The organism is Psychrosphaera ytuae, from assembly GCF_017638545.1.
In the GTDB taxonomy this organism is placed as follows: Bacteria; Pseudomonadota; Gammaproteobacteria; order Enterobacterales; family Alteromonadaceae; genus Psychrosphaera; species Psychrosphaera ytuae.
The window spans coordinates 2893389-2919102 of the sequence record NZ_CP072110.1; the positions used below are offsets into that span (position 1 = coordinate 2893389).

The 25714-nt window shown below is 43.0% G+C and carries 19 protein-coding genes and 1 tRNA gene; 13 read left to right on the top strand and 7 right to left on the bottom strand.

All coding sequences use genetic code 11. The features are described 5' to 3' along the window. Positions 1-172: 172 nt before the first annotated feature. Positions 173-655 (top strand): MgtC/SapB family protein, encoded by a 483-nt coding sequence (locus J1N51_RS12795; RefSeq protein WP_208831642.1) that lies wholly within the window; start codon positions 173-175, stop codon positions 653-655. Positions 656-920: 265 nt separating this feature from the next. Here the strand turns inward: J1N51_RS12795 and J1N51_RS12800 are convergent. Next, a tRNA-Leu gene (locus tag J1N51_RS12800) sits at positions 921-1005 on the bottom strand. Positions 1006-1182: 177 nt separating this feature from the next. Here J1N51_RS12800 and J1N51_RS12805 point away from each other — a divergent pair. Next, a complete protein-coding gene (locus J1N51_RS12805) occupies positions 1183-1731 on the top strand; it encodes an RDD family protein (RefSeq protein WP_208831643.1) in 549 nt (182 codons plus the stop codon). A gap of 81 nt (positions 1732-1812) precedes the next feature. Here the strand turns inward: J1N51_RS12805 and lptG are convergent, their stop codons facing one another. Further along, entirely contained in the window at positions 1813-2904 is a 1092-nt protein-coding gene (lptG, locus tag J1N51_RS12810) for an LPS export ABC transporter permease LptG (protein WP_232842809.1), read from the bottom strand. Positions 2905-2906: 2 nt separating this feature from the next. Then, positions 2907-4013: an LPS export ABC transporter permease LptF gene (lptF, locus tag J1N51_RS12815; protein WP_208831644.1), complete on the bottom strand. Its 1107-nt coding sequence runs from the start codon at positions 4011-4013 to the stop codon at positions 2907-2909. Between the two features lie 260 nt (positions 4014-4273). On the opposite strand from lptF, the gene pepA reads away from it, so the two are divergent. From pepA to J1N51_RS12845, 6 genes are all read left to right on the top strand, one after another. Further along, positions 4274-5776: a leucyl aminopeptidase gene (gene pepA, locus J1N51_RS12820; protein WP_208831645.1), complete on the top strand. Its 1503-nt coding sequence runs from the start codon at positions 4274-4276 to the stop codon at positions 5774-5776. Between the two features lie 56 nt (positions 5777-5832). After that, on the top strand, positions 5833-6306 hold the full coding sequence (locus J1N51_RS12825) for a DNA polymerase III subunit chi (protein WP_208831646.1): 474 nt from the start codon (positions 5833-5835) through the stop codon (positions 6304-6306). 33 nt (positions 6307-6339) lie between these two features. Further along, positions 6340-9210 (top strand): valine--tRNA ligase, encoded by a 2871-nt coding sequence (locus J1N51_RS12830; RefSeq protein WP_208831647.1) that lies wholly within the window; start codon positions 6340-6342, stop codon positions 9208-9210. Positions 9211-9398: 188 nt separating this feature from the next. After that, positions 9399-10274, top strand: coding sequence for an SPFH domain-containing protein (locus J1N51_RS12835; protein WP_208831648.1), 876 nt, complete (start codon positions 9399-9401; stop codon positions 10272-10274). A 100-nt stretch (positions 10275-10374) separates the two neighbouring features. After that, positions 10375-10611 (top strand): hypothetical protein, encoded by a 237-nt coding sequence (locus tag J1N51_RS12840; protein ID WP_208831649.1) that lies wholly within the window; start codon positions 10375-10377, stop codon positions 10609-10611. A 180-nt stretch (positions 10612-10791) separates the two neighbouring features. After that, positions 10792-12144: a serine hydrolase domain-containing protein gene (locus J1N51_RS12845; protein ID WP_208831650.1), complete on the top strand. Its 1353-nt coding sequence runs from the start codon at positions 10792-10794 to the stop codon at positions 12142-12144. A 51-nt stretch (positions 12145-12195) separates the two neighbouring features. Here J1N51_RS12845 and mazG read toward each other — a convergent pair whose 3' ends face one another. Genes mazG through rlmD form a run of 3 tightly spaced genes read right to left on the bottom strand, consistent with a single transcriptional unit; the run spans position 12196 to position 16830 of the window. After that, positions 12196-13074 (bottom strand): nucleoside triphosphate pyrophosphohydrolase, encoded by an 879-nt coding sequence (mazG, locus tag J1N51_RS12850; protein ID WP_208831651.1) that lies wholly within the window; start codon positions 13072-13074, stop codon positions 12196-12198. A gap of 8 nt (positions 13075-13082) precedes the next feature. Continuing rightward, a complete protein-coding gene (gene relA, locus J1N51_RS12855) occupies positions 13083-15311 on the bottom strand; it encodes a GTP diphosphokinase (protein ID WP_208831652.1) in 2229 nt (742 codons plus the stop codon). Between the two features lie 52 nt (positions 15312-15363). Further along, positions 15364-16830, bottom strand: a complete 1467-nt coding sequence (rlmD, locus tag J1N51_RS12860) for a 23S rRNA (uracil(1939)-C(5))-methyltransferase RlmD (protein WP_208831653.1) — start codon at positions 16828-16830, stop codon at positions 15364-15366. 106 nt (positions 16831-16936) lie between these two features. On the opposite strand from rlmD, the gene barA reads away from it, so the two are divergent. After that, a complete protein-coding gene (gene barA, locus J1N51_RS12865) occupies positions 16937-19720 on the top strand; it encodes a two-component sensor histidine kinase BarA (RefSeq protein WP_208831654.1) in 2784 nt (927 codons plus the stop codon). Here barA and J1N51_RS12870 read toward each other — a convergent pair. After that, positions 19713-20216 carry a DciA family protein gene (locus J1N51_RS12870; protein WP_208831655.1) on the bottom strand — a complete coding sequence of 168 codons (504 nt, stop codon included), beginning with the start codon at positions 20214-20216 and terminating at the stop codon, positions 19713-19715. The two genes, barA and J1N51_RS12870, sit on opposite strands and share 8 nt — an antisense overlap. 33 nt (positions 20217-20249) lie before the next feature. Here J1N51_RS12870 and J1N51_RS12875 point away from each other — a divergent pair, with 33 nt between their 5' ends. From J1N51_RS12875 to prfB, 4 genes are all read left to right on the top strand, one after another. Next, positions 20250-21173 carry a M23 family metallopeptidase gene (locus J1N51_RS12875; protein WP_208831656.1) on the top strand — a complete coding sequence of 308 codons (924 nt, stop codon included), beginning with the start codon at positions 20250-20252 and terminating at the stop codon, positions 21171-21173. 104 nt (positions 21174-21277) lie between these two features. After that, positions 21278-23980 (top strand): preprotein translocase subunit SecA, encoded by a 2703-nt coding sequence (gene secA / locus J1N51_RS12880; protein WP_208831657.1) that lies wholly within the window; start codon positions 21278-21280, stop codon positions 23978-23980. Between the two features lie 91 nt (positions 23981-24071). Further along, the gene (gene mutT, locus J1N51_RS12885) at positions 24072-24464 is read left to right on the top strand and encodes an 8-oxo-dGTP diphosphatase MutT (RefSeq protein ID WP_208831658.1); all 393 of its coding nucleotides are present in this window, start codon (positions 24072-24074) and stop codon (positions 24462-24464) included. Between the two features lie 95 nt (positions 24465-24559). Beyond that, positions 24560-25658 (top strand): peptide chain release factor 2 gene (gene prfB / locus J1N51_RS12890; protein ID WP_208831659.1). Its coding sequence is split into 2 segments (ribosomal slippage): positions 24560-24634 and positions 24636-25658, totalling 1098 coding nucleotides; the frame shifts between segments, so codons are not numbered across the junction. Positions 25659-25714: the final 56 nt, after the last annotated feature.

A 25714-nucleotide genomic window follows, 5' to 3' on the forward strand; every position in this document is an offset into this window, starting at 1 on the left:
CACCACGATAAAACGAGAGCCGCTTTTCACTTTGTTTTTTTACTTAGGAATAAAAATAAAGCGAACATAATATCCCCAACTTCTGATAAAATGGCTGCTTTATCGTGCCATGTGAAAATCGCTACTTGTGCACTCCAAGGTTATTAACCCTGATATAGAGATATACCTTCAAATGATGATAGAAAGCCTATTCTCGATTCAACCTTACAGTTGGATATCCATTGCAACTTCAATCCTCTGTGGAGGACTAGTGGGCTTGGAAAGACAATTACGCGGAAAGCCAGTCGGGATTAGAACCTCGTCGTTAATTGTTCTAGGGACTTATTTGTTTGTAGCAACGTCCATGTTAATAGAAAACGATGTAACGGACACATCTCGAATCATTGGTCAGGTGGTCACTGGTATTGGATTTCTTGGCGCAGGAGTCATGCTTGCGAAAGATGGAGCCGTCGTTGGCGTAACATCGGCAGCAACCATTTGGGCGTTGGCCGCTATTGGAGTTTGTATAGCCGTTGTTGACTCGGGCGTTTCAATTAAACTATCTATTTTGGTTGTATTGATACTCTATGGCGTAGATCTTTTAGAAGATTATTCTTCCCATTTTACGAAAGGGGTTCACGCAAAATACACCAAATGGCGAGGTAAACGCCAATAGCCTGACAAGCGCAATTAAATTCTGAGCAGAATCAAGCCAACATAAGCGTGATTGTTAGGGGAAGAGTAACTTTTCAAGATGGCGCAATCGCAGGGAGTGTTTTTGGAAATGTTAAAGTCGTGGCTACATTTTAAGGCATATGTGGAAGAGGAATGGCTAAAAGGCCTTGTTGCATAAACACAGTCATCGCGATTTTCAGGCATAAAAAAACCGACATTCTTTATAAGATTTGTCGGTTATTTTCTCTTTTTTTTATCAAGAGAAGTGGTACCAGTGGGCGGACTTGAACCGCCACGCCCGAAGGCAACGGATTTTGAATCCGTCATGTCTACCAATTCCATCACACTGGCACAAATTGGTTTGCTCTAAAGCGAATTGAATTATAACGACGCACTTTATAACTGCAAGCGATTTGTGAACTAAATGTTTCAATTGTCGATATATTATTCAATATGATAAATATTACTTGGCGACTCGTGGAATGTTGATAAGATCGCCCACTAATTACATGTAATGACAGGCCTACAATGAGCTCAGAGACTTCAAACGATACTTCCCCATCTACCGCCGCAATGTCAGAAGCGGTAAAGCGTGCTGGTTTTTTTAAGCGATTAGCTGCGATGATTTATGATTGGTTAGCCGTGATTGCATTGATGATGTTGGTGACGATTTTGAACCTTGCTGCAGTGCATTTGCTGAGTTTGTACGCTGGATTAGACATTTCTGGTTATGCAGATCAGTCGGATTTTTTGAACAATCAATGGTGGTTTCAGGTCGAACTTGCCCTTTGGGTCTGGTTGTTTTACGCCTGGTTTTGGCATGATGGTGGTCAAACAATCGGAATGCGTGCTTGGCGCTTAAAATTACAGCGTATAGATGGCAAGCCAGTTGAATTAAAACGTGGTTTATTGCGCGCTTTGTACTCCCTATTAGGGCTAGGTAATTTATTGGTGTTATTCACTCCTAAAACTAAGTTGGCGCTTCAAGATAAATTAACCAAGACTGAAATGATTGTACTTAGCAAAGAGCAAAATAAGCAGATTTATTTACGTGGAATTGAAGACCCAAATCGATAAATTGGAAAGTGCCACAGCCACAAAAGAAACGCCTAGACTCTGTGTAAAGTTTAGGCGTTTTTTATTCTCTTAAACGATTCGTTATTTTTGCTTCTTAGTGAGTAAATGAATGGCTATCAGGCAGAAAGTGAGTGTTGGGGCAAAAGCGCCAAACACTGCAGGTAATTCATAAACCAGGGCAAGGGAGCCAAACACACGGTCCACAAGGAAGAATGAGAAACCCGTTAAGATGCCCAGGATAATTCGCGCGCCCATGGTCACAGAGCGCAACGGCCCAAAGATGAACGACAAGGCTAATAATAGCATCACTGCGACGTTAAATGGCTGAAACACTTTTCGCCATAAGGCGAGTTCATAACGACTGGCGTTTTGCTCATTACGCTCTAAGTAATTGAGATAATCAATCAGTTCACTCAACGCCATACGCTCTGGTTTAACACTGACAATGCCCAATTTATCTGGGGCCAAATCGGTCGGCCACGGATAGGTCTCTAGATAACGTGAAGTGATCTTTCTGTCTTGCCACTCGCGGATAACCACGTTGGTAAGCAACCACTGACCATTTTCAAATGCGCCAAAGTCTGCGGTCATATGAGTGCTTAATTTCAAGTCTTCATCAAAATCAAACACAGTGACTTGAACCAACTGACCACTTTCGGTCACTTCTTTGATGTTGACGAAAGCGTCGGTATCTTTAGCCCAAATACCTTGTTCTGCGGAATAAACTTGACCACCGGATATTGCCTGGGTTTTGATTTCTTTGGCTTTTTCAACCGAGGCTGGGACACCCCATTCTGAAAACACCATCATAATTAAAATCAAAACAGTACTTGCTTTGAGAACTGCGTTTACAACGTTTGCTTTGGATAAGCCGACCGCCTGCATGACGACCAATTCTGAATTTGTCGCTAATGCACCCAAACCAACGAGACCACCTATCATTGCCGCCATTGGAAAAAATGCTTCTAAGTCTTGAGGGATCAAAAACAGCGCATACAAGCCAGCTGTGACCGCTGTAAAGTCAGCTCGGCCAATGTACTTGAGTTGCTCGATAAAGCGAAATAGGGTGCTGATACCAACTAAAATACCCAACGTGACAGCAATCGAACTTATTACTGTACGACCGACATAACGCTCGATGATCGACATATTAAACAAGCCAATATTAGTCATGATTAGGCTCCCTTTTTCGAAACGTTAGTGAGCCACATTTTACGGATTTTACCACCGGCGGTTCGGTCTTTCATCAGGAGCAACACTGCGGTACTCAAGCCTATTAAGTGAATCCACCACAGGCCAACACTTTGTGGAATTTTACCGTCTTCAAGGGCTGATTTAGCCAATAACAACAAGATGTAATAAGCAAAGAAAATAGCCAGGCCAGGCATTATTTTACCAAAGCGACCTTGACGCGGATTGACTGAACTTAGAGGCACTGCAATCATCGCCAAAATTGGAATCGTCAATGGAATTGCCAGGCGCCATTGAAACTCAGCGTTTGCTTCTAAACTGTCAGACTCGAGAAGCTGCAGCGTTGATTGGGCAGCATAATTTCGGCTTTTTTGCTCAACGGCCTGGTCTTCCATCAATATTTGGTATTTAGAAAAGTTAAGACGTTGTGGGTCATCGCCTTCTGCAAAATAATAACGATGACCAGCAGAAAGCTCTAGATCCTGTCGCCCACTAGGCAAGTCTTTTAGTAAACCTGTTTGCGCGTAAACAACGCTCTCAACCCCAGTCTCTGATGCTTGTGCAACAAATACTTTTTTCATTTCTGAGCTGTTGCGCTCGATATCGTGAACAAACACGACTGAGTCACCAGTACCTGCTTTTTGGAATCGGCCAGCGGTTAAAGTAGATAAAACACCATCGGCTGCGGCGTTTTCACGCACTTGATATTCGTATTCAGCAGCCATTGGGGCAAGATATAAACTTACTGTACCGCCTAAAATAGCCACCGTAGTAGCAAAAATGAGGGTTACACGGGTGACGTACCACTCAGAGATACCGCAGGCTTTTAAAACACTCATTTCTTGATCTGTGTACAAACGACCATAAGCGAGCATAACGCCCAAGAAAACACTGAGAGGTAGAATGATTGCGGCTAATTGAGGAAAGCGCAGGCCAATGATGGATGCAACCAGATAACCTGGTATTTTACCCTCTGACGCATCGGCCAAAACACGGACGAAGGTTTGGCTCATGAAAATGCTCATCAGCACAATAAATACCGCAAACTGAGACTTAAAAACTTCTGCGGTTAAATAACGTAAAATTATCACTCACAAACCTTATAAAACTTGTACTTTTACTGGAATAATGACGATTTTTGAGTAAACTTCTTATTTTTGTAAGAAAACTTTTTTATAGCAGACTAAACTCATGCTATAACAATCGGTCAAACAGTCATAAACGACCTGGTTGAGAGTCCATACGGCTCAATCGTCGAATAACAATGATTATAATGGTAAACCAGTGAAACACCGATTGAAAATTAATATTTAGGTGAATTTTACATTTCCGCCGAAATTTTGGAGAGATCATGGAATTTAGTGTAAAAAGCGGCAGTCCAGAAAAGCAGCGAAGTGCTTGTATTGTAGTAGGTGTTTACGAACCTCGTCGTCTTTCTCCGATCGCAGAACAATTAGATCAAATCAGTGAAGGTTATATCAGTAACCTTCTTCGTCGCGGCGACCTAGAGGGGAAGCCGGGCCAAACTTTATTACTTCATCACGTACCAAACGTATTGAGCGAGCGCGTATTGTTGGTAGGTTGCGGTAAAGAACGCGAACTAAACGAGCGTCAGTATCGTCAAATCATCAAAAAAACCATTGATACCCTTAACGAAACGGGCTCGATGGAATCGGTATGTTTCTTAACTGAAATGCACGTTAAAGGTCGTGATACGTACTGGAAGGTGCGTCAAGCCGTTGAAGCAACAATGGACAGCTTGTACAGCTTTAACCAGCTTAAAAGTAAAAAAGACGAAGCACGTCGCCCACTTCGCAAAATGGTATTTAACGTGCCAACGCGTCGTGAATTACCACTTGGCGAAAGCGCAATTGAGCACAGTTTAGCTATTTCAAATGGTTCAAAAATGTGTCGCGACGTGGCTAATATGCCACCGAACATTTGTAATCCAGCTTACTTAGCTGACCAGGGTAAGTTGTTAGAAGAGTTTGATAACGTATCAGTCAGTGTTGTAGATGAAGCACAAATGGCTGAGTTAGGTATGAACTCTTACCTAGCAGTTGGTCGTGGCAGCGACAATGAATCAATGATGACCATCATTGACTACAAGGGCGGCAAAGAAGGTGAAGCGCCTATCGTACTAGTGGGTAAAGGCCTTACGTTCGACTCTGGTGGTATTTCTATCAAGCCGTCTGCACAAATGGACGAAATGAAGTACGACATGGGTGGTGCGGCTGGCGTACTAGGTACTATGCGTGCCGTTGTTGAGTTGGGCTTACCTGTAAACGTTATCGGTGTGTTAGCAGGCTGTGAAAACATGCCAGGTAGTAAAGCTTACCGCCCAGGTGATGTGTTGACGACTATGTCAGGTAAAACAGTCGAAGTTCTAAACACTGACGCTGAAGGTCGTTTAGTACTGTGTGATGCATTGACGTACGTTGAGCGTTTTGATCCAGAGTTGGTCGTAGACGTAGCAACTCTAACCGGAGCGTGTGTAATTGCATTAGGTAAGCATGCGTCTGGCTTGATGAGTAGCCACAACCCACTTGCTCACGAGCTTTTAAATGCCTCTGAGCAATCAGGCGACCGCGCATGGCGTTTGCCATTGTGGGATGAGTATCAAGATCAGTTAGATAGTCCTTTTGCAGACTTTTCTAACCTTGGCGGTCGAGATGCTGGTACAATTACCGCAGCGTGTTTCTTGTCTCGATTCACTAAGAAATACAACTGGGCTCACCTAGACGTAGCCGGTACTGCTTGGCAAAGCGGTGCAAACAAAGGGGCAACAGGTCGTCCTGTGCCAATGCTGACTCAGTTCTTAATGAACCGAGCTGGTGTAGGTGTTGAGCATTAATGCTCGGCACCTTGCCTATTAAGTATTGTTAAAACAATTAAATTAGTTGGTCCGTTATGAACGTTATTTTTTGGTTATTGTCAGAGCAACACACTTTGCCTAAGACAGCGACCGAGCACGAGGTAAAATCTCATTGGCATTATGCCTGTGTTCTAACGGCCGACTTATATCGACAGCACAAAAAAGTGCTGTTAGGCGTCGAAGACCAAGACCACGCTCATCAAATTGATGAGTGGTTGTGGCAATTTCAAGCAAACCGCTTTATTCCACATAATTTACCGGGCGAGGGGCCACATTATGGCACACCGGTAGAGATCAATTGGCAGCCGAGTCCACAACGACGCCAGTGTTTTGTAAACACGTGCGAGCGAGTACCTGAGTACTTAAAGCAGTTAAAAGGAATAACCGAATGGCACGACTTTGTGCCACATGATGAGGCCGGTAAGGCCGCAGCACGAGAGCGATACAAAGCCCTTAAACAAGCGGGTTATGAAATCACAACCCAGCCAATTCCAGACTCAATCGTTTAAACGAATTCAACATTTTTCAAGGCTATTATCATCATGGATAAAACCTATAATCCTAGCGACATAGAACAATCTTTATACCAAGACTGGGAAAACAAAGGCTATTTTAAGCCAAGTGGAAAAGGCGATAGCTACAGCATCGTAATTCCACCGCCAAACGTAACGGGTAGTCTACACATGGGGCACGCGTTCCAACACACCATCATGGATGCATTGACGCGCTACAAGCGCATGGATGGTTTTAACTCTTTATGGCAAGTGGGTACTGACCACGCTGGTATTGCAACACAAATGGTTGTAGAGCGTAAGCTAGCAGCTGAAAACCAACCATCACGCACCGAAATGGGTCGTGAAGCGTTTATCGACAAAGTATGGGAATGGAAAAACGAATCTGGCGGTACTATTACGTCGCAAATGCGTCGTTTAGGGAACTCGGTAGACTGGGACCGTGAGCGTTTTACCATGGACCCTGGCCTGTCAAAAGCGGTTGAGAAAGTGTTTGTTGATTTATACAACGACGACTTAATTTATCGCGGTAAGCGTTTGGTTAACTGGGATCCTAAGTTACAGACAGCTATCTCAGATTTAGAAGTAGAAAACAAAGACAAAAAAGGCCACATGTGGCACTTCCGTTATCCATTAGCGGATGGTCAAAAGACGGCTGACGGCAAAGACTACTTAGTGGTAGCAACCACTCGCCCAGAGACTTTATTAGGTGATACTGCGGTTGCAGTTAACCCTGAAGACGAGCGTTACAAAGACCTTATCGGCAAATACGTCATGTTGCCGTTGGTTAATCGTCGTATTCCAATTGTTGGCGACGAACACGCTGACATGGAAAAAGGCACTGGCTGTGTAAAGATCACTCCTGCGCATGATTTCAATGACTACGAAGTAGGTAAGCGCAATCAGTTGCCAATGATCAATGTACTAGACTTCACTGGCCACATTCGCAATGAAGCGGAAGTGTTTAACACCAACGGTGAAGTGAGCGATGTGTATGGTGCAGAGTTACCAACTGAATTCCAAGGTTTAGAGCGTTTTGCTGCACGTAAGGCGACGGTAGCGGCAATGGAAGACTTAGGTCTTCTAGACGAAATCAAAGAACATGACTTAACTGTTCCTTATGGTGACCGAGGCGGCGTAGTAATCGAACCTATGCTAACGGACCAATGGTATGTTCGTGTTGAGCCGATGGCTAAAGTAGCGACCGAAGCAGTTCAAAACGGCGACATCGAGTTTGTTCCTAAACAATACGAAAACATGTACTTCGCGTGGATGCGTGACTTACAAGACTGGTGTATCTCTCGTCAATTGTGGTGGGGTCACCGTATTCCGGCATGGTATGACGAATCTGGCAAAGTATACGTTGGCGCAAGTGAAGCTGCTGTTCGTCAAGAACACGGTTTAGGCGATGATGTTGTATTACGTCAAGACGATGATGTTTTAGATACTTGGTTCTCTTCTGCGCTTTGGACCTTCTCTACAATGGGTTGGCCAGACAACTTAGAAGATCTTAAGACCTTCCACCCAACGGATGTGTTGGTGACGGGTTTTGACATTATCTTTTTCTGGGTTGCGCGTATGATCATGATGACCATGCACTTCATCAAAGACGAAGACGGCAAGCCTCAAGTACCATTTAAGACGGTTTATGTAACTGGTCTTATTCGTGACGAAAACGGCGACAAAATGTCTAAATCAAAGGGTAACGTTATCGACCCTCTAGACATTATTGATGGTATCGGTCTTGAAGAGTTAGTGACGAAGCGCACGAGCAACATGATGCAAGATAAGATCGCCGCTAAGATTGAAAAGAGTACTCGCAAGCAGTTCCCTGAGGGCATGGCACAAAGCGGTACTGACGCATTGCGTTTCACACTTGCAGCATTAGCGTCGACAGGTCGTGACATCAGCTGGGACATGAAACGTCTTGAGGGTTACCGCAACTTCTGTAACAAGTTATGGAATGCGAGTCGTTATGTATTAATGAATACGGAAGAGCACGATTGTGGTCGTGAGCTAGCGATAGATAGCCCTGAGTTAGAATTCTCATTAGCCGATCGTTGGATTCGCAGCCAACTTCAACAAACGGTCGAAACGGTACGTGGTCACTTAGACGCTTATCGCTTTGACTTAGCTTCGAGTGCGATGTACGAGTTCACTTGGAACCAATTCTGTGACTGGTACTTAGAATTAACCAAGCCGGTAATTTTCAAAGGTACAGAAGCACAGCAACGTGCAACGCGTAAAACCTTGGTTGACGTGCTTGAGACTCTACTTCGCTTGATGCACCCAATCATGCCATTTATCACTGAGACAATTTGGCAACGTGTTGTTCCTCTGACAGCAACCGCGGACAACAAAGCAGACAGCATCATGCTGAGTGCGTTCCCGACGGTTGATCAAAGCCAAATCGACGAAAAAGCGATGGCGGACGTTGAGTGGTTAAAACAATTCATCGTTGTTGTTCGTAACATTCGCGGCGAAATGGACTTGTCTCCTAACAAGCCAATCGATGTGATCTTGCGTAACGTTTCTAGTGACGACCAACAGCGTCTCGATGAAAACAAAGCGTTTTTGATTTCACTTGCTAAGTTAGAAAGCATCGAAGTTTTAGCTGAGGGCACCAAAGCGCCTGCATCTGCAAGCGGCCAGGTTGGAGCAATGGACGTGTTGATCCCTATGGCAGGTCTTATTGATAAAGACGCAGAGCTTGCCCGTTTAAGTAAAGCGATTGAAAAGACTCAAGGTGAGTTAAAGCGCGTTACTGGCAAGTTGTCTAATCAAAAGTTTGTTGATAATGCACCACAGCAAGTTCTTGAAAAAGAACAAGCTAAATTGGCTGATTACCAACAAACACTCGAGAAATTAGAGCAACAATACGCAGAGATTGAAGCAATCTAACTCGTTGTTCACAGTCTGATTAGAAAGCCCGCTTTTAGCGGGCTTTTTTGTTTCTGTTTAAAAATTGCTCCAAAAGATCTTGCCTTATCTATTGTTGTGAATTATAAATGATATCACTTTGATGTCATTTTTGTTTTGGGTGGTTCAAAAGATGACAAGGAAATATTCACATGGCTTAGGAGTGAAACATGACAGAAATAAAACAAAACAATACAACTGAGACAAAGGGGTTTTCTTTGTCAGGGTACTTGGTCGCTAGCGTGATCTTGATTGCTTCGCTATTGATTTTATTTAACTTACAAGGTCAAGCTAAGAGTGTAAAAGTACTCATGTTTTTCAGCTTGGTTTTGATTAACTTGTGTTGGGCTGGTTTTTTCATGGTCCAGCCAAAACAAGGCCGGGTTTTAACTTTGTTTGGCGCATATGTAGGTACTGTTAGAGAAATGGGTCTGCGTTGGACAATTCCGTTTTTCTTTAGAAAAAACATTTCACTACGTATTCGTAACTTTGAAAGCGGTCGACTAAAAGTCAATGACAACCAAGGTAATCCTATTGAAATTGCGACTGTAGTTGTTTGGTCTGTGTCTGATACGGCTAAAGCTGTATTTGAAGTTGACGATTACGAGAGTTACGTAAGTATTCAGTCAGAGGCTGCACTCAGAAACATGGCCACGTCGTATCCATATGACATTTATGAAGAAGGTGAAGTTGCCTTGCGTTCTCACCCGCAGTTAATTTCGGATGCTTTAACTAAAGAAGTACAGAGCAGGCTTGAAGAAGCGGGAGTCGTTGTTCACGAGGCACGTATTAGTCATCTTGCATATGCCCAAGAAATTGCGAATGCGATGTTACAGCGCCAGCAAGCAACAGCAATTATCGCCGCCCGTGAAAAAATTGTAGAGGGCGCAGTCGGTATGGTCGACATGGCATTAGACCAACTATCTAGCAAAGGCATTGTCGAGCTTGATGAAGAGCGCAAAGCGGCGATGGTCAGTAATTTACTAGTTGTGTTATGTGGAGACCAAAACACTCAGCCAATCGTGAACGCTGGCTCGTTATACTAGTTTAACCGCGCGACTGAAGTGGTATCATAATAGCGTTTTAGTCGCGTAATAAGTTATACATTAAGAAGTAAGTGACGCGCCAAATATCAGTAGGAATCCTGTGACTAAAAAGAAAAGCTTTCCATTACGCATAAACCCAGACGTACTTGCCGCTATGCAACGTTGGGCTGACGATGAACTTCGCAGTGTGAATGCACAAATCGAGTTTGTATTGCGACAAGCACTTGTTGATGCTGGTCGGGTCAAATTAACCCAAAAAGTGATCACTGAATTAACAGACGCTGATTCAAGTAATGAACCTAGTGAAGAAGCTAAAAGCGATAAATCTGAACAGTAAATAAGATAAAACACAGGCTGGACAAGAGCAGTCAGATAAGAATTATAATGGTGTAGTCGGTACGCAAAGTTCCAGTCCAAACAAAAAGGATAAAGTGAGGACAAACGCATGACGTTAATCACCCCCAAATCAGAACCCCAAAAGACACAGACAAAGAAGACACAGACAAAAAAAACAATAATGAGATCGTACTCATTGTTTAAATCGATTGTCTTTGCTTGTATGACTACAGTGCTACTGACATTCAAAGTGGCGGCGGCACAACCGGATAGTTTACAAACACTGAGTCAGTATCTGGATGCCTTAGCTCAAAACGACAAAATCATAGCTTCTGTTGCGATTCGACAGCAGGGTAAGTTGGTTTACCACCACCAAGGCGGATTTGCTTCGGTTAACGATAAGATTGCGCTTAACAAGGACACTAAGTTTCAAGTTGGGTCTATTACTAAGGTTTATACTGCGGTAATGATCATGCAACTAGTCGAAGCGGGCAAAATTAGCTTAGAGCAGCCACTTTCTGATTTTTTACCTCAAATCAAAAACGCCAAAAAAATTACGATAAAGCAGTTACTTCAACACCGCTCAGGACTGTTTAATTTTACCAATGAAAAACGATATGTGTTGTATATGGAGGAGCCACAAAGCAGGGAGCAAATGCTTAAAATTATTAACAGTTTTGATGTGGTGTTTGAGCCTGATGAAAAGTTTGAGTATTCCAACACCAACTACTTGTTGCTCGGATATATTATCGAAGATATTTATCAAACTTCATATGCCAAGGTATTACAAAACCAAATCGTTAAACCACTCAAACTGAGTAACACTTATTATGGTGATGCCATCGACCCAAGTCAAAATGAAGCGATGTCATATCGCTACCAAGGAAAATGGATCGAAGCAACAAGATCCGATATGAGTATACCTCATGCTGCAGGTGCTATTGCGTCTACGCCCGCTGACGTTACGGCGTTTTTGTACGCTTTGTTTAACGACGAATTAATCAGCTCTGCATCGGTTGAATTAATGCTTAATGATAGTGCTTATGGATTAGGTGTTATGCCTTATCCCATTAAAGGCACACTTGGGTACGGTCACAACGGTGGCATAGATGGATTTTTATCAAGTGCTATCCATTTTCCAAAAGAGCAGTTAACCGTCGCTATGACAGTAAGTGGGATTAATTACAGCCTTGAGGCCTTTCAAATGAGTGTACTTGATGCTGCCTTTGGCGAACGCGTTTCGATACCTAAGTTTGAAGCAGACACGACGGTGGCTCTCAGTCAACTCGATTTAGAACAATATGCAGGCCTGTATAAAACTGAACAGCTTCCTCTCGACATCAATGTATTTGTCCAACAAGGGATCATAATGGCGCAAGCGACAGGTCAGGGAGCGTTTCCTTTGACACCTAAATCAAATACTAAGTTTGTGTTTGAGCCTGCCGGTATCGAGATGATATTTGATGTAAAACAAAATACCATGATATTGAACCAAGGTGGTGGTCAATTTACGTTTCAGAAACAGTCTGAGTGACAAGTAAGAGACTGATGTATCGACAGTAAAGCTAAAAGCCTAACATTGTTGTTAGGCTTTACTTTGAGCTTTTTTAACTTGTTGCCAGAGGGTTTCCATTTCATCAAGAGTCAGTTTTTCTAAACCACCCTGTTGTTCTGCAAGTGTTTCGACTTGACGAAAACGATGGCTAAACTTGTCATTTGCGTTGCGGACCACTTGTTCTGGGTTCAACCCAAGGTGACGACTGACATTGGTCAATGCAAAAAACAAATCACCGAGCTCCTCGGCAATGGCGTCTTGGTTTTGAGGTGCTGACGTTATGTTGGAGTTATTACTTTTGTAATCATTGCTTTCAGAGCGAGAACGTAGCTCCTCTTTTAACTCGGCAATTTCCTCTTCAACCTTATCCAATGCACCAATAACATCAGGCCAATCAAAACCAACATGGGCAGCGCGTTTTTGAATTTTGTAGGCGCGATTTAACGCTGGTAAAGCATTGGGGATGTCGTCCAATACTGAAGTTGCCTTACGCTCCGCACGCTCTTGTGCCTTGATCGCCTCCCAGTTGTATTTAATTTCACTCTCATTCAAACACTCGTCACTGAGTGAGCCAAAAACATGGGGATGTCGACGAATGAGCTTATCTGCCATCGACTGGGCGATTTGTTCAAAATCAAATCTTTCTTGTTCTTTACCAAGTTGGGCATAAAACACAACTTGGAATAACAAGTCTCCGAGCTCTTTGGGCAACTCTGCAAAGTCTTCTTGCTCAATTGCTTCGGCTACTTCGTATGCTTCTTCAAGGGTATGCGGAACTATGGTTTTGAAGGTTTGCTTTAGGTCCCAAGGGCATCCATTTTCCGGATCTCGCAACATCGACATTATGGTCAATAGTTTATCGACACCCGATTGACGCTCTAGAAGGTGCAGTTTTTGTTGCCAATTCATTACTCTTTTTACACTCGTTTTACTTTAATGACTTCTTCTACTTGGCTTATTTTGTCAAGTACACGGTTAAAGGCACTCAAATTGTAAACCTCTAATTTTAAGCCCATTTTTACCACTTGGTTTTGAACGTCAGAATCTGTTGTCATACCGATGACATTGATTTTTTCATTGGCAAGAATGGTTGTGACATCTCGGATTAAGCCACTTCTGTCGTTGGCAAACACTTGTACATTAGACACGTACCCACCTGAATATTGCTCTGCCCAGCTCGCCTCAATAAAGCGCTCTGGGTGTTCTTCCATCACGACTTTAAACTGCTCGCAGTCGGAGCGATGAATAACAACACCACGGCCTTGAGTGATGTAACCGACAATATCGTCGCCTGCGATTGGGTTACAACACCCAGCTAACTGGTTCATTAAATTGCCCACGCCTTGTAGGACGACGCCATTTTGATACTTTTTGCCTTTTTTACGGGGCTTTTGGATCAGTCTAGGATCAATTTCTGGCCTGTTTGGCTGCTCGACCAAAGATTGGATGTAGTTGATCACTTGATTCAACCGGACATCACCACCGCCAATACCAGCTAGGAGATCATCGATTGAGTTCATGTTAAAGCGCTCTACCGCTTTATCCATCTCGCTCCACGGAAGGTTAAGGCGGCCGAGTTCGTTTTCGACTAGGTGTTTGCCTTCGACAATATTTTTGTCTTTGTCCTGCTGTTTAAACCAAGTTTGAATTTTGGCCCTAGCGCGAGAGCTGTGTACGTAATCCAGGTTGGGGTTGAGCCAATCTCGTTTAGGGTTTGCCTCTTTACCTGTAATGATTTCTATTTGATCGCCTGTTTTTAACTGGTAAGTAAAAGGTACTATCCGATTAAACACCTTGGCACCAATACAGCGATGACCAACATTGGTATGGATGTAATAAGCAAAATCAAGTGGAGTAGAACCACTTGGTAGGTCCACAACATCGCCCTCTGGGGTAAAGACGTACACCCGGTCTTCAACCACTTGGTTATGTAGCTCTTCGGCAAACTCGTTAGTGTCAGCCATTTCTTCTTGCCATAACAAGAGTTTGCGAAGCCAAGCGATTTTTTCTTCGTAGCTAGACATTTTAACGTTTTTGTTTTTGCTGTCGGCTTCTTTATATTGCCAATGAGCAGCAACACCGAGTTCAGCTTCTTCGTGCATTTCTAAAGTGCGAATTTGGATCTCAATAGGTTTGCCTTCAGGGCCTATCACTACAGTGTGAATTGACTGGTAGCCATTGGGTTTAGGTGTGGCTACATAGTCGTCAAACTCGCTTGGAATATGGCGCCAATTAGTATGTATTACACCTAGGGCGCTATAACAGTCTTGCAATCGTTCGGTTATAACTCGTACCGCTCGGATGTCAAAAAGCTGTGAAAAGTCGTAGTCTTTTTTCTGCATCTTTTTGTAGATGCTGTAAATGTGCTTAGGACGGCCATAAACCTCTGCTTGAATGCCAATGTCTTTCATTTTACCGGCAAGGTTCTCAACAAAGTTTTCTAGGTACTGTTGTCTTGTCTCGCGGGTTTCTTCAAGGCTTTTGGCAATGTTTTTATAAACATCTGGCTGTAAATAACGAAACGCGTAGTCTTCGAGTTCCCATTTTAACTGACCGATACCAAGGCGGTTCGCTAAAGGTGCAAATATAGTTTGAGTTTCTTTGGCGGCAAGTACGCGGGTTTCTTCATCGCCATTTTTTATGTTGCGTAAATAAACTACTTGTTGACTGAGTTTGATAACGACTGAGCGAACATCTTCGACCATGGCAGTAAGCATGCGGCGGATATTTTCGGCTTGCGCGGCAGAGTGTTTGACTCGTGACGATAACAAGCCGAGATTAGCCATTTTGCGGACACCGTTTAGCAGGTCCAAAATATGTTTGCCAAATTTTGCCGAAATCGCTTCTTTGAGTTTTTTGTCGGTCGCTTGGGGACCAAAGTAAGGATAGAGTAGAGCGGCTAATAAACTCTCATCGTCCATGCTCAACTCAAGCATGATTTCTACTATTTGTAGGCCTTGGCGAGTGAAATCGATATCATGAACAGGATGGGCATCTAGTCGCTTTTGTTGATCGAGTAACCACTCGACCCCTTCGTATAAAGCATCAACCGTGTGGGTTTCCAGGCCGGTGTCCGTCAGCCACTGACGAACATCATTACTCGCTAATACTTGCTCTAAATTATGAACTCGAGTTACGGAAACCACACTTAATCCTTTTCGTTTTTCGTTAATTTAACTTTTATTTGCGACTTATCTCTTACTTTTCGAGTAATACCATTGCCTCAACGTGGGAAGTATTGGGAAACATATTAAGAATTCCCGCTTTTTTCAATTGATATCCTGCCGATATCAATAATTTTATATCCCGAACCATGGTGGTTGGATTACACGAAATATACAAAATTTGTTTGGGTTTTAATTTTGGAATGGTTTGCATAACTGCAAACGCACCGTCGCGGGCAGGGTCTAATAATAGCTTGTCGATAGGCTTTAGCCACTTTGGTGGACGCTTTTCGTCAAACTGAGACAAATCCGCTTGGTAAGCTTCGACACTTGTTAAACCATTTAGTTCGGCATTGTGTTTAAGCTGTTTAACCATGTTAAACACACCTTCAACGCCAATCACGTGTTTGGCTCGCTTAGCCAAGGGAAGAGTAAAGTTTCCGACCCCACTAAACAAGTCCAAAATCGTATCTTCTGAAGAAGGGTTTAACCAGTCCATTGCTTGAGCAATCATTTTGTCATTGACCTCAGCATTGACTTGAATGAAGTCTTTGGCGGTGAAATCAAATTTGAGTTGGTCTGCTTGATATTGCAATTGTAGTTGGTTAGCTGACAAGTGAGCTCTGAGTACGTCAAATTGTTGGTCATCTAATTCAGCGATAAGATGAATGTCTTGTTGTTCGGCAAAGTCAACAAGCGCTTCTTTAAGACTGGTAGGAATACTGTGAGTAGTAACGGGTGTAATGCCCTCAAGAGGAGTCTTGACGACTTTGCCTTTATGCTTAGCACGACTGGATTGTGGGTCAGTAATACGCACAACAACGGCGGTGTAATTTGGCAATGAGAACAATTGAATATGGGTAACTGATGTCGCAGTTTCAACTTTCAATAATGTTGCTTTGAGTTTTAATGCCACGTCTACAAGGTCTGGCGCCAGTACGGGGCACTCTTTGATATCGACAACCTGTTTGGACTTTTCTTCTCGAAAGCCCAATTGCAAGCGCTCGTCTCCTGTGGGTTTATCGGACCACCAAGTTACTAGACGTGCGGCGCGGCGATAACCAAAAGCATCGCTTTCTACTGGTGCCTGCCAAATATCTTCACTCTGTGATTGATTGAGGTTACAAGCTTTTGCTAATAGTTGTTGGAGCGCAAAGCTCTTTTCTAATGTTTGTTGCTCATTACTCATGTATTGTAATTGGCAGCCACCACATTTTTCAAAATGGCCACATTGGGGCTTAATGCGTTTTTCACTCGCCTTTAAAATGTCAACAATCTCACCTTGGATAACTTTGTCGGTGTAACTGACGGCATTGACTTTTACTTTTTCACCTACCATTACGCCTGGCACAAAAGCCACTTTGTTATGGGGATTAGAGACAATACCTTTGAGCTGAAGGTCATATTTGTCTACATGGCCAATAAAATGACCGAGTTGTTTCGAGCTCGATGCGTGTTTGCGGGACTTAAGTTGTTTACTTGGCTTAAAAATTCGTGCCATGGGGACATTTCCTAACAGGCTAAATCGCTGTTCTATTGTGGTTATCTGCGCTTTGAGTTAACTTAGCGATACTATTCAATGGACTCATTATACTAGAAATTCGTTAATGAAAACTCAGCTTTCTATGCGTCAGTGGGCATTTGCCGTTATTTTGATGCCAATTATTATCTTTAGTGTCGTACTCGGCAGCTACGTTGTGTACAAGCGCCATGTTGAGCTTGATGATTCGTTAATGGAAAGAGGTCGTTTTATTTCTGAGCCTTTGGCGTTATTAAGTGCTCACTCTATTGAGCAGAAGGACAATGCATTTTTAATCAAAGCATTAGATCTTGCGCATCGTTCAGCAAGCCCAGTCGTTAATAATATTTCTGTATTTACCCCTGATCACAAGTCACTTTTGTCTACCAACCAAACACGCGCAGCATCTGAAGCTAGGTTACCACCTGGGCGAGTGATCCCAACTCATACACAGTTTGAGGTGGAAGAAGATACTGTGTATGTTCGTTCGCCGATTTGGGGCACAGACATAGCCAATGACTCGGTGTTGATGATTAAAGGCGAAGAGCGAGTTTTATATGGTTATATAGTCATAGAGCTCTCTCGAACAAAAGTTCTTCTCGAGCAACAAAACGCGCAAGTTACTCTATTTTTTATGTTTATCGTTTGTCTGTTAGTATGTGTAGGTGTGGCGTTTTGGTTTTCTAACAAAATGATCACTCCGCTCTACATCATTAACAAAGCCATTCAGAAAATCGATAAAGGTGAAACCAAAACAAAAATTGTTGAAGAGATGAGTGGCGAATATGAAATGCTTCGAGAAGGCATTAATTCACTGTGCAAAAAGCTCCATGTTGCTAACGAACTGGCTGAACACAACATCAGTGAGCATACTCAAGAGCTTCAACAAACGGTTGAACAGTTAGAAGAGCAAAATATTGAGCTAAGTATCGCTCGAAAAGACGCGCAAACGGCCAATGATGTTAAGTCTCAATTTTTGGCGAACATGTCGCACGAATTAAGAACGCCGTTAAATGGGGTGTTAGGCTTTACGCGTCAACTTAAAAAGACACGTCTCAATAGCAACCAAACAGACTTCCTCGAAACGATAGACTCATCCGCCAAAAACCTACTCAGAATCATCAATGATATTTTAGATTTTTCTAAGCTTGATGCCGGAAAAATGGAGTTAGAGACCCTGCCTTTCTCCCTCAGAGACACAGTCAACGAGGTGATGACTTTGATGGCGCCTAACGTATTCGATAAAAACCTCGATATTCACTTACGCATAGATTCTCGTGTTCCGGATGCGCTGCGAGGGGACCCAGATAGGATAAAACAAGTTTTGATTAACCTTATGGGTAACGCACTTAAATTTACCAACGAAGGTTTTATTCGTATTGATGTCAAATATCTAGGCAGTGATCCACAAGGCCACAAGATTAAATTTATTGTCGCTGACACCGGCATAGGTATCGATGAGATTGGTAAAAAACGCTTATTTGCAGCGTTTGGTCAGGCAGATAGCAGCGTCACCCGTAAATACGGCGGTACAGGTTTAGGCTTGAGTATCTGTAAAAAGCTAGTTGAAGTAATGGGTGGCGATATTGGCTTTAGTAGTAAAGAAGGGCACGGCAGTACGTTCCACTTCAGTATTCAAGTTAAAGAAAATAATTTGCCGGTTGCCCAGTCTCTGCCAGTTGATGATTTGGTTGGTCGTCAGGCGTTATTGTTTGATCAAAACGAGCAGTCCAATGAAGACATTTTGACTGTATTGAAGGATTACACCAGTTTAGAGGTCAAGTCAGTTTTTACCGAAGACGCGTTTTTGACAGAAATCAGTAAAGGGTATGATTTTATCCTGATGAACTGTGATGTTTCGCCAAATACTCTAGGTCGAGCCAAACAACTCATTTCTGAAGCTAAAGCCCAGTGTCAGCTAGTTTATGTATTGATTAACAGTATCTCTCCAAACCTCAAAGAAGCCCTTTTAGGCTCAGGGGCAAAAGCCGCCCTTAGCTTACCGGTAAACCATGCTAAACTGATTAAAACGATTGCTGAACCTTATCGAGTCCTTGACCAAAACGAAGCGGTCAATACCGTTAGTTTTAAAGGCGTTAAAGTACTGGCAGTAGACGATAACGACGCAAATGTGAAACTGCTCTCTACATTGTTAGATGACATGGCGATTACTGCGGATACCGCACAAAATGGCAGAGAAGCGGTAGAAATGGCCAAGAAGCATACCTATGATTTGATTTTCATGGATATTCAAATGCCAGTAATGGACGGCATCACTGCGTGTAAAGTGATTAAAGAAGACTCGTTGAATGAGTCTACTCCGATCATTTCGGTAACGGCCCACGCTGGTCCTGATGAACAAAAGCGCTTTCAAGAAGCAGGGTTTGCCGACTATTTATCTAAACCTATTGATGAAGAAATGCTCAACCAAGTTCTCGTGGAATTTACTGGTATTCATTGTGATTTAGCCAATAATAAAAGTGCCTCAAGCTCAACTCAACGTTCAGAGCAAGAGCCGGAATACGCAAAATATCATCATGTCGATTGGGCGATGGCCCTGGAGCGGGCTGCCGGTAAGCATGACCTCGCGGTTCAAATGTTATCTATGTTAGTAAAGAGTATTCCGTCGACGCTTGAACAGTTAGAAATGTACGTCGAAGAGCAAAACGTCGACGAACTGACAAAAGTTATTCATAAATTTCACGGTGCTTGTTGTTACACAGGCGTTCCAAAAATAAGGGCTTTAGCGGAGCAAATTGAAATTGGATTAAAAGCCGAGCACGACCTAGAAATGGTTGAGCCTGAGCTATTTGAATTGATTGATGAGCTGAGTAAATTTAAAGAACAAGCCAAAACTTGGACATTTAACTAGAAGTTGGCTTGTGCCTTGCTAATCTTAATAGCGCTTGTTTGAGTTTGTCATCGCTATTTTCTGCAATACTGGTGATTGAGTCTGCAACGTCAGAGGGAATGGATTTTGACGATCTCAATGGCTGGTTAAGTCCTTCATTATCGGCTGTATTTGTTTTGTTGTCGTTAGCCTTAGGTGTAACTACCAGGGTGGACTTGGGGCTGACTTTCATTTCAATGGTGACAGTCGCCGGATTGATTTCGCGTCGTACCTGAGAGAGAATGCGTGATTGGTACATTTTAAACGCAGTGGCAATCGCAGCCGATGTAGTTTCAAGGTATAATATCGAGTTTTTAAAGTTGCACACGATTATGTTTTGGGCGATATTGTCGTCTAAATATTCGGAAAGTAACGATTTAATCGCTCTAAAATCTTTGGTCTTTTGTTGATACTGAACCAAATGAGACTGATGTCTGTTTTTTTCAAACAGGTCGGTCAATGACTTTGGTGATTTCAAAACAAAACGCCTTACTAAATTAGGTAGTATTTAATGAGTTTAACACTTATTTATAAGGGAAAACACGTTCGTTTTTCGGCACAAATGCCAAAAGCGCAATGGTTGCCATTGGCGGCTGTTTTTCTGATCGCTACTGTCTGGTTAATTCGCACTGTCGTCGTTGATTACGGCGATACAGAGCAAGTTAGGGAACAACTGTTAACGGCTCAACAAGAGTACAGTGACGAAAAACAGCAGTTAATTGCCCTAAAGCGACAAGCAGAACATCAATTAAGCGCCTTAACTTTAAAACTAGGTGAGATTAAAGGCCAAGTAAACCGCCTTGATGCGGTCGCATCTCGCGTAGCAGCGCAAGCAAATATTCCTGCCGAAGAATTCAATTTGGAAATGGATAGTAGTATGGGTGGGCCAAATGCTGAACAGGCCGGCGATGTTATTACTGACGTGAATACCTTGCTCGAAGATATGGAGCAAATGCTGCGTAAGTTGGATGGACAAGAAAGACGGATGGCAGTACTTGAATCCATTTTAATGAATACCCATATAGAAGAAGAGATATTTGTTTCGGGCCGTCCAATTAAGTCTGGATGGTTATCTTCTTATTACGGTGTTCGCAAAGATCCTTTCACAAGTATGCCTGCTATGCACAAAGGATTAGATTTTGCTGGTGATGAAGGTGCAGATGTTGTCGCGACAGGGGCAGGCGTGGTAACGTGGGCAGATTCTCGTTTTGGCTACGGTAACTTAGTCGAAATTGACCATGGTGACGGTATTATTACCCGTTATGGTCATAACAAATCTATTGAAGTTGACGTCGGTGACTTAGTCGCAAAAGGTCAAACCATAGGGAAAATGGGCAGTACTGGTCGTTCAACTGGGCCTCATGTTCATTATGAAGTACTCAAACGTGGTAAACAGATTGATCCGTTACCTTACGTTTACAGGAAAGTGAATTAGTCGTTTTAGCCTGTTTAAAACGCAATTTGAATAAAAACTAAACAATCGGCTGTGGGCCGATTGTTTTCATTATAAGAACAGTCAGAAGTAAAGCTGAAAATAATATGATCTCTTCATTGTTAACAAAATTATTTGGTAGTAAAAACCAACGAAAATTAAAGCAACTCAATAAAATCGTTGCCGCAATTAATGCCTTAGAACCTCAATTCGAAAGCCTATCCGACCAAGAGTTAAAAGCTAAAACCGCTGAGTTTCGCGATCGTTTAGCTAATAACGAGACCCTTGATAATATTCTTCCAGAAGCCTTTGCAACCGTTCGTGAAGCGTCAAAGCGCGTATATGGTATGCGTCACTTCGACGTTCAGATGATTGGTGGTATGGTCCTCAACGAAGGCAGCATCGCAGAGATGCGCACGGGTGAAGGTAAAACGTTAACAGCGACATTACCAGCTTACTTAAATGCGCTTACAGGCAGAGGCGTACACGTAATTACAGTGAACGACTACCTAGCTAGCCGTGACGCGGAAACCAACCGCAAACTGTTTGAGTTTTTAGGTATGACGGTCGGTTGTAACATTCCTGGAATGGGACACTTAGAGAAAAAAGAAGCGTACGAAGCCGATATTACCTACGGCACAAACAACGAATTTGGCTTTGACTATCTTCGTGACAACATGGCATTTAGTGCAGAAGAGCGTGTTCAAAAAGAACTGGCTTTTGCAATTGTCGATGAAGTTGACTCAATTTTAATTGATGAAGCGCGTACGCCACTCATTATCTCTGGACCAGCAGAAGACAATTCAGAAATTTATATCAAAATTAATGAGATCATCCCTCAGCTTGAGCGTCAAGAAAAAGAAGACGAAGAAGGTGTTGAAGGAGATGGCGACTACACTGCAGATGAAAAATCTAAGCAAGTATACTTAACCGAGCGCGGTCAAATTCGAGTTGAAGAGATCCTGCGTGAAGCTGGCGTCATTGGTGAAGACGATTCATTGTTCTCAGCCGCTAATATCCCGCTTTTACACAACGTATATGCAGCCTTGCGTGCTCATGTAATGTATCAAAAAGACGTTGATTACATTGTTTCAAATGATGAAGTTGTAATCATCGACGAACACACTGGCCGTACAATGGAAGGTCGTCGTTGGTCTGAAGGCCTGCACCAAGCAGTAGAAGCAAAAGAAGGCGTTCGTATTCAAAACGAAAACCAAACCCTCGCGTCTATTACCTTCCAGAACTTCTTCCGTATGTATGACAAGCTATCTGGTATGACAGGTACGGCTGATACTGAAGCATTTGAATTCCAACAAATCTACGGTCTAGATACAGTGGTTATTCCGACGAACCGACCTATGGTTCGCAACGACATGACTGACTTGGTGTATTTGACCCAGTTAGAAAAGTACAAAGCTATCATTGCTGACATTCGTGACTGTCAAAAGCGCGGTCAACCGACGCTAGTGGGTACGGTTTCAATTGAATCTTCTGAGTTGCTTTCTAAGTTACTTAAAAAAGAGAAGATTAAGCACAACGTACTTAACGCCAAGCAACACGAAAAAGAAGCACAGATCATTGAAGATGCGGGTTATCCAGGTGCTGTTACGATTGCTACAAACATGGCCGGTCGTGGTACCGACATCATGTTAGGTGGTAACTGGCAAGCTGAGGTTTCGCGCCTTAAAGATCCTACTGAGCAACAAATTGAACATATTAAGTCAGAGTGGAAAAAGCGTCATGACGCAGTACTTAAGTCAGGTGGTCTACACATCATAGGTACTGAGCGTCACGAGTCTCGTCGTATTGATAATCAGCTACGTGGTCGTTCTGGTCGTCAAGGTGATGCAGGTTCTTCGCGTTTCTACCTATCGATGGAAGACACATTGATGCGTTTATTTGCATCTGAGCGTGTTACCAACATGATGCGTAAGCTAGGCATGGAAGAAGGTGAAGCGATTGAGCATCCATGGGTGAACAAAGCGATTGAAAACGCTCAGCGCAAAGTAGAAGCTCGTAACTTTGATATTCGTAAGCAATTACTTGAATACGATGACGTCGCAAACGATCAACGTAAAGTTATTTACTCTCAACGCGACGAGTTGTTGGAAGAGGGTGATATCGCTGAAGTGATTGAAAGCATCCGCCGCGATGTGGTTGCAACGGTACTCGATACACACATTCCACCTCATTCACTTGAAGAAATGTGGAGCTTAGAAGCTTTAGAAGAGCAATTAGCTGCTGACTTTGGTGTAGATATGCCAGTGCGTAAGTGGTTAGAGGAAGACTCTAAGCTACACGAAGAAACCTTAAAACAACGCATCAGTGAAGAAATTGATGCTATGTACACAGCAAAAGAAGAGCAAGTGGGCAAAGACGTATTACGTCACTTCGAAAAAGCTGTGATGCTGCAAAGCTTAGATCAGCATTGGAAAGAGCATTTAGCGGCAATGGACCACTTACGTCAAGGTATCCACTTACGTGGTTATGCTCAGAAGAACCCGAAACAAGAGTACAAGCGCGAATCTTTCGAATTGTTCAGCAATATGCTTGAGCAGTTAAAAGTAGAAGTGACTAAGATTCTTTGTCGTGTTCAAGTCCGTGCGGAAGAAGATGTGGAAGCGGTTGAAGAGCAACATCGCAAAGCTGAAAATGCCCCACGTGAATACCAACACGAGTCAGCAAATCAATTAGCTAACGAAGAAAAACCACAATCACAAATTCGCAACGAGCCTAAAGTAGGCCGTAACGACCCTTGTCCTTGTGGTTCTGGTAAAAAATACAAACAATGTCACGGTAAGTTAAGCTAGTCGCTCAGCAGGCTTAACAGTGAATAAAACAAAAAGGTGAGCAAAGGCTCACCTTTTTTGATTTAGGTATAAGAACAAACGGACATCAGTCATGAACAAAACCATTCGAGTCGCAGCCGCAATTATTGAGCGCGACGGTCAGTTTTTATTGAGCAAGCGCTTAGACCATTTACACCAAGGTGGTAAGTGGGAATTTCCTGGCGGTAAAATCGAAGCAGGAGAAACGGTAGAACAAGCATTGACACGAGAGCTCCAAGAAGAGCTTAACATTACGGCGACGTCACAAAGTCAGTTTGAACAATTAACCTTTGATTACCCAGAAAAAACCGTTGAATTACACTTTCAATGGGTTAGTGAATTTAAAGGCGAAGCTGAAGGTGTCGAAGGGCAAGAAGTAAAATGGTTTAGCAAAACAGAGCTTTTACAACTACCTTTTCCTGATGCCAATGTTCCTGTGCTAGAAAAGCTAAAGTCAATTGAGTAAACACACTAAAATTGTTACACTCCGGCGCAATTTTCTGGCAATTTTAATTGTTGATTTTGCTAACACATATTTAATTAAAGGGTCTTAACAAATCCATGTTTGAAGTAAATCCGGTTTTGAATCAATTAGCCGATATCCGCGAGCGCACCGACGTGCTTAGGGGGTATCTTTGACTACGCTGCCAAAAAAGAGCACTTAGAAGAAGTCACCGGAGAACTGGAAGATCCCGAAGTTTGGAACGATCCAGCTCGTGCGCAAGCATTAGGTAAAGAACGTTCAACTCTTGAAGGTATTGTTAAAACAATCGATGAACTAGATCAAGGTTGTGACGACGTTGAAGGATTAATCGAACTTGCTCAAGAAGCCGAAGATCAAGAAACCTTTGATGAAGCTCAATCTGAATTGAGCGAGTTAGAAGCCAAATTAGACACGTTAGAGTTTCGCCGTATGTTTGCTGGTGAGCTTGATGCAAACGATGCTTATATTGACTTACAAGCGGGCTCTGGCGGTACTGAGGCACAAGACTGGTGTAACATGTTACTGCGCATGTATTTGCGTTGGTGCGAAAGCAAAGGCTTTAAGACCGAACTTATTGAAGTCACAGATGGTGATGTTGCAGGTATCAAAGGGGCAACGATTCGCATTAGTGGTGAATACGCGTTTGGTTGGTCTCGCACTGAAACTGGCGTACACCGCTTAGTTCGTAAATCACCATTTGACTCGAACTCACGTCGACACACTTCTTTTGCGTCTGTGTTTGTTTATCCAGAAGTTGACGACAATATCGATATTGATATTAATCCTTCGGATTTAAAAATCGACACCTATCGAGCATCGGGTGCCGGTGGTCAGCACGTCAACACGACTGACTCTGCGGTTCGTATTACTCACGTACCAACCAATACAGTAGTACAGTGCCAGAACGAACGTTCACAGCACAAAAACAAAGACCAAGCGATGAAGCAGCTAAAAGCTAAGCTTTATGAACTTGAAATGCTCAAACAAAATGAGCAAAAACAGGCGGCAGAAGACGCCAAGTCAGATATTGGCTGGGGCAGTCAAATTCGTTCATATGTATTGGACGATTCGCGTATTAAAGATTTGCGCACGGGTATTGAGAATCGCAACACTCAAGCCGTACTGGACGGTGACTTGGATAAGTTCATCGAAGCGAGTCTAAAAGCGGGACTTTGATCGGAACTATAATACGCTTTAACTAATTCCGGCAAAGGCTCTAGGTAGCGTTTGCC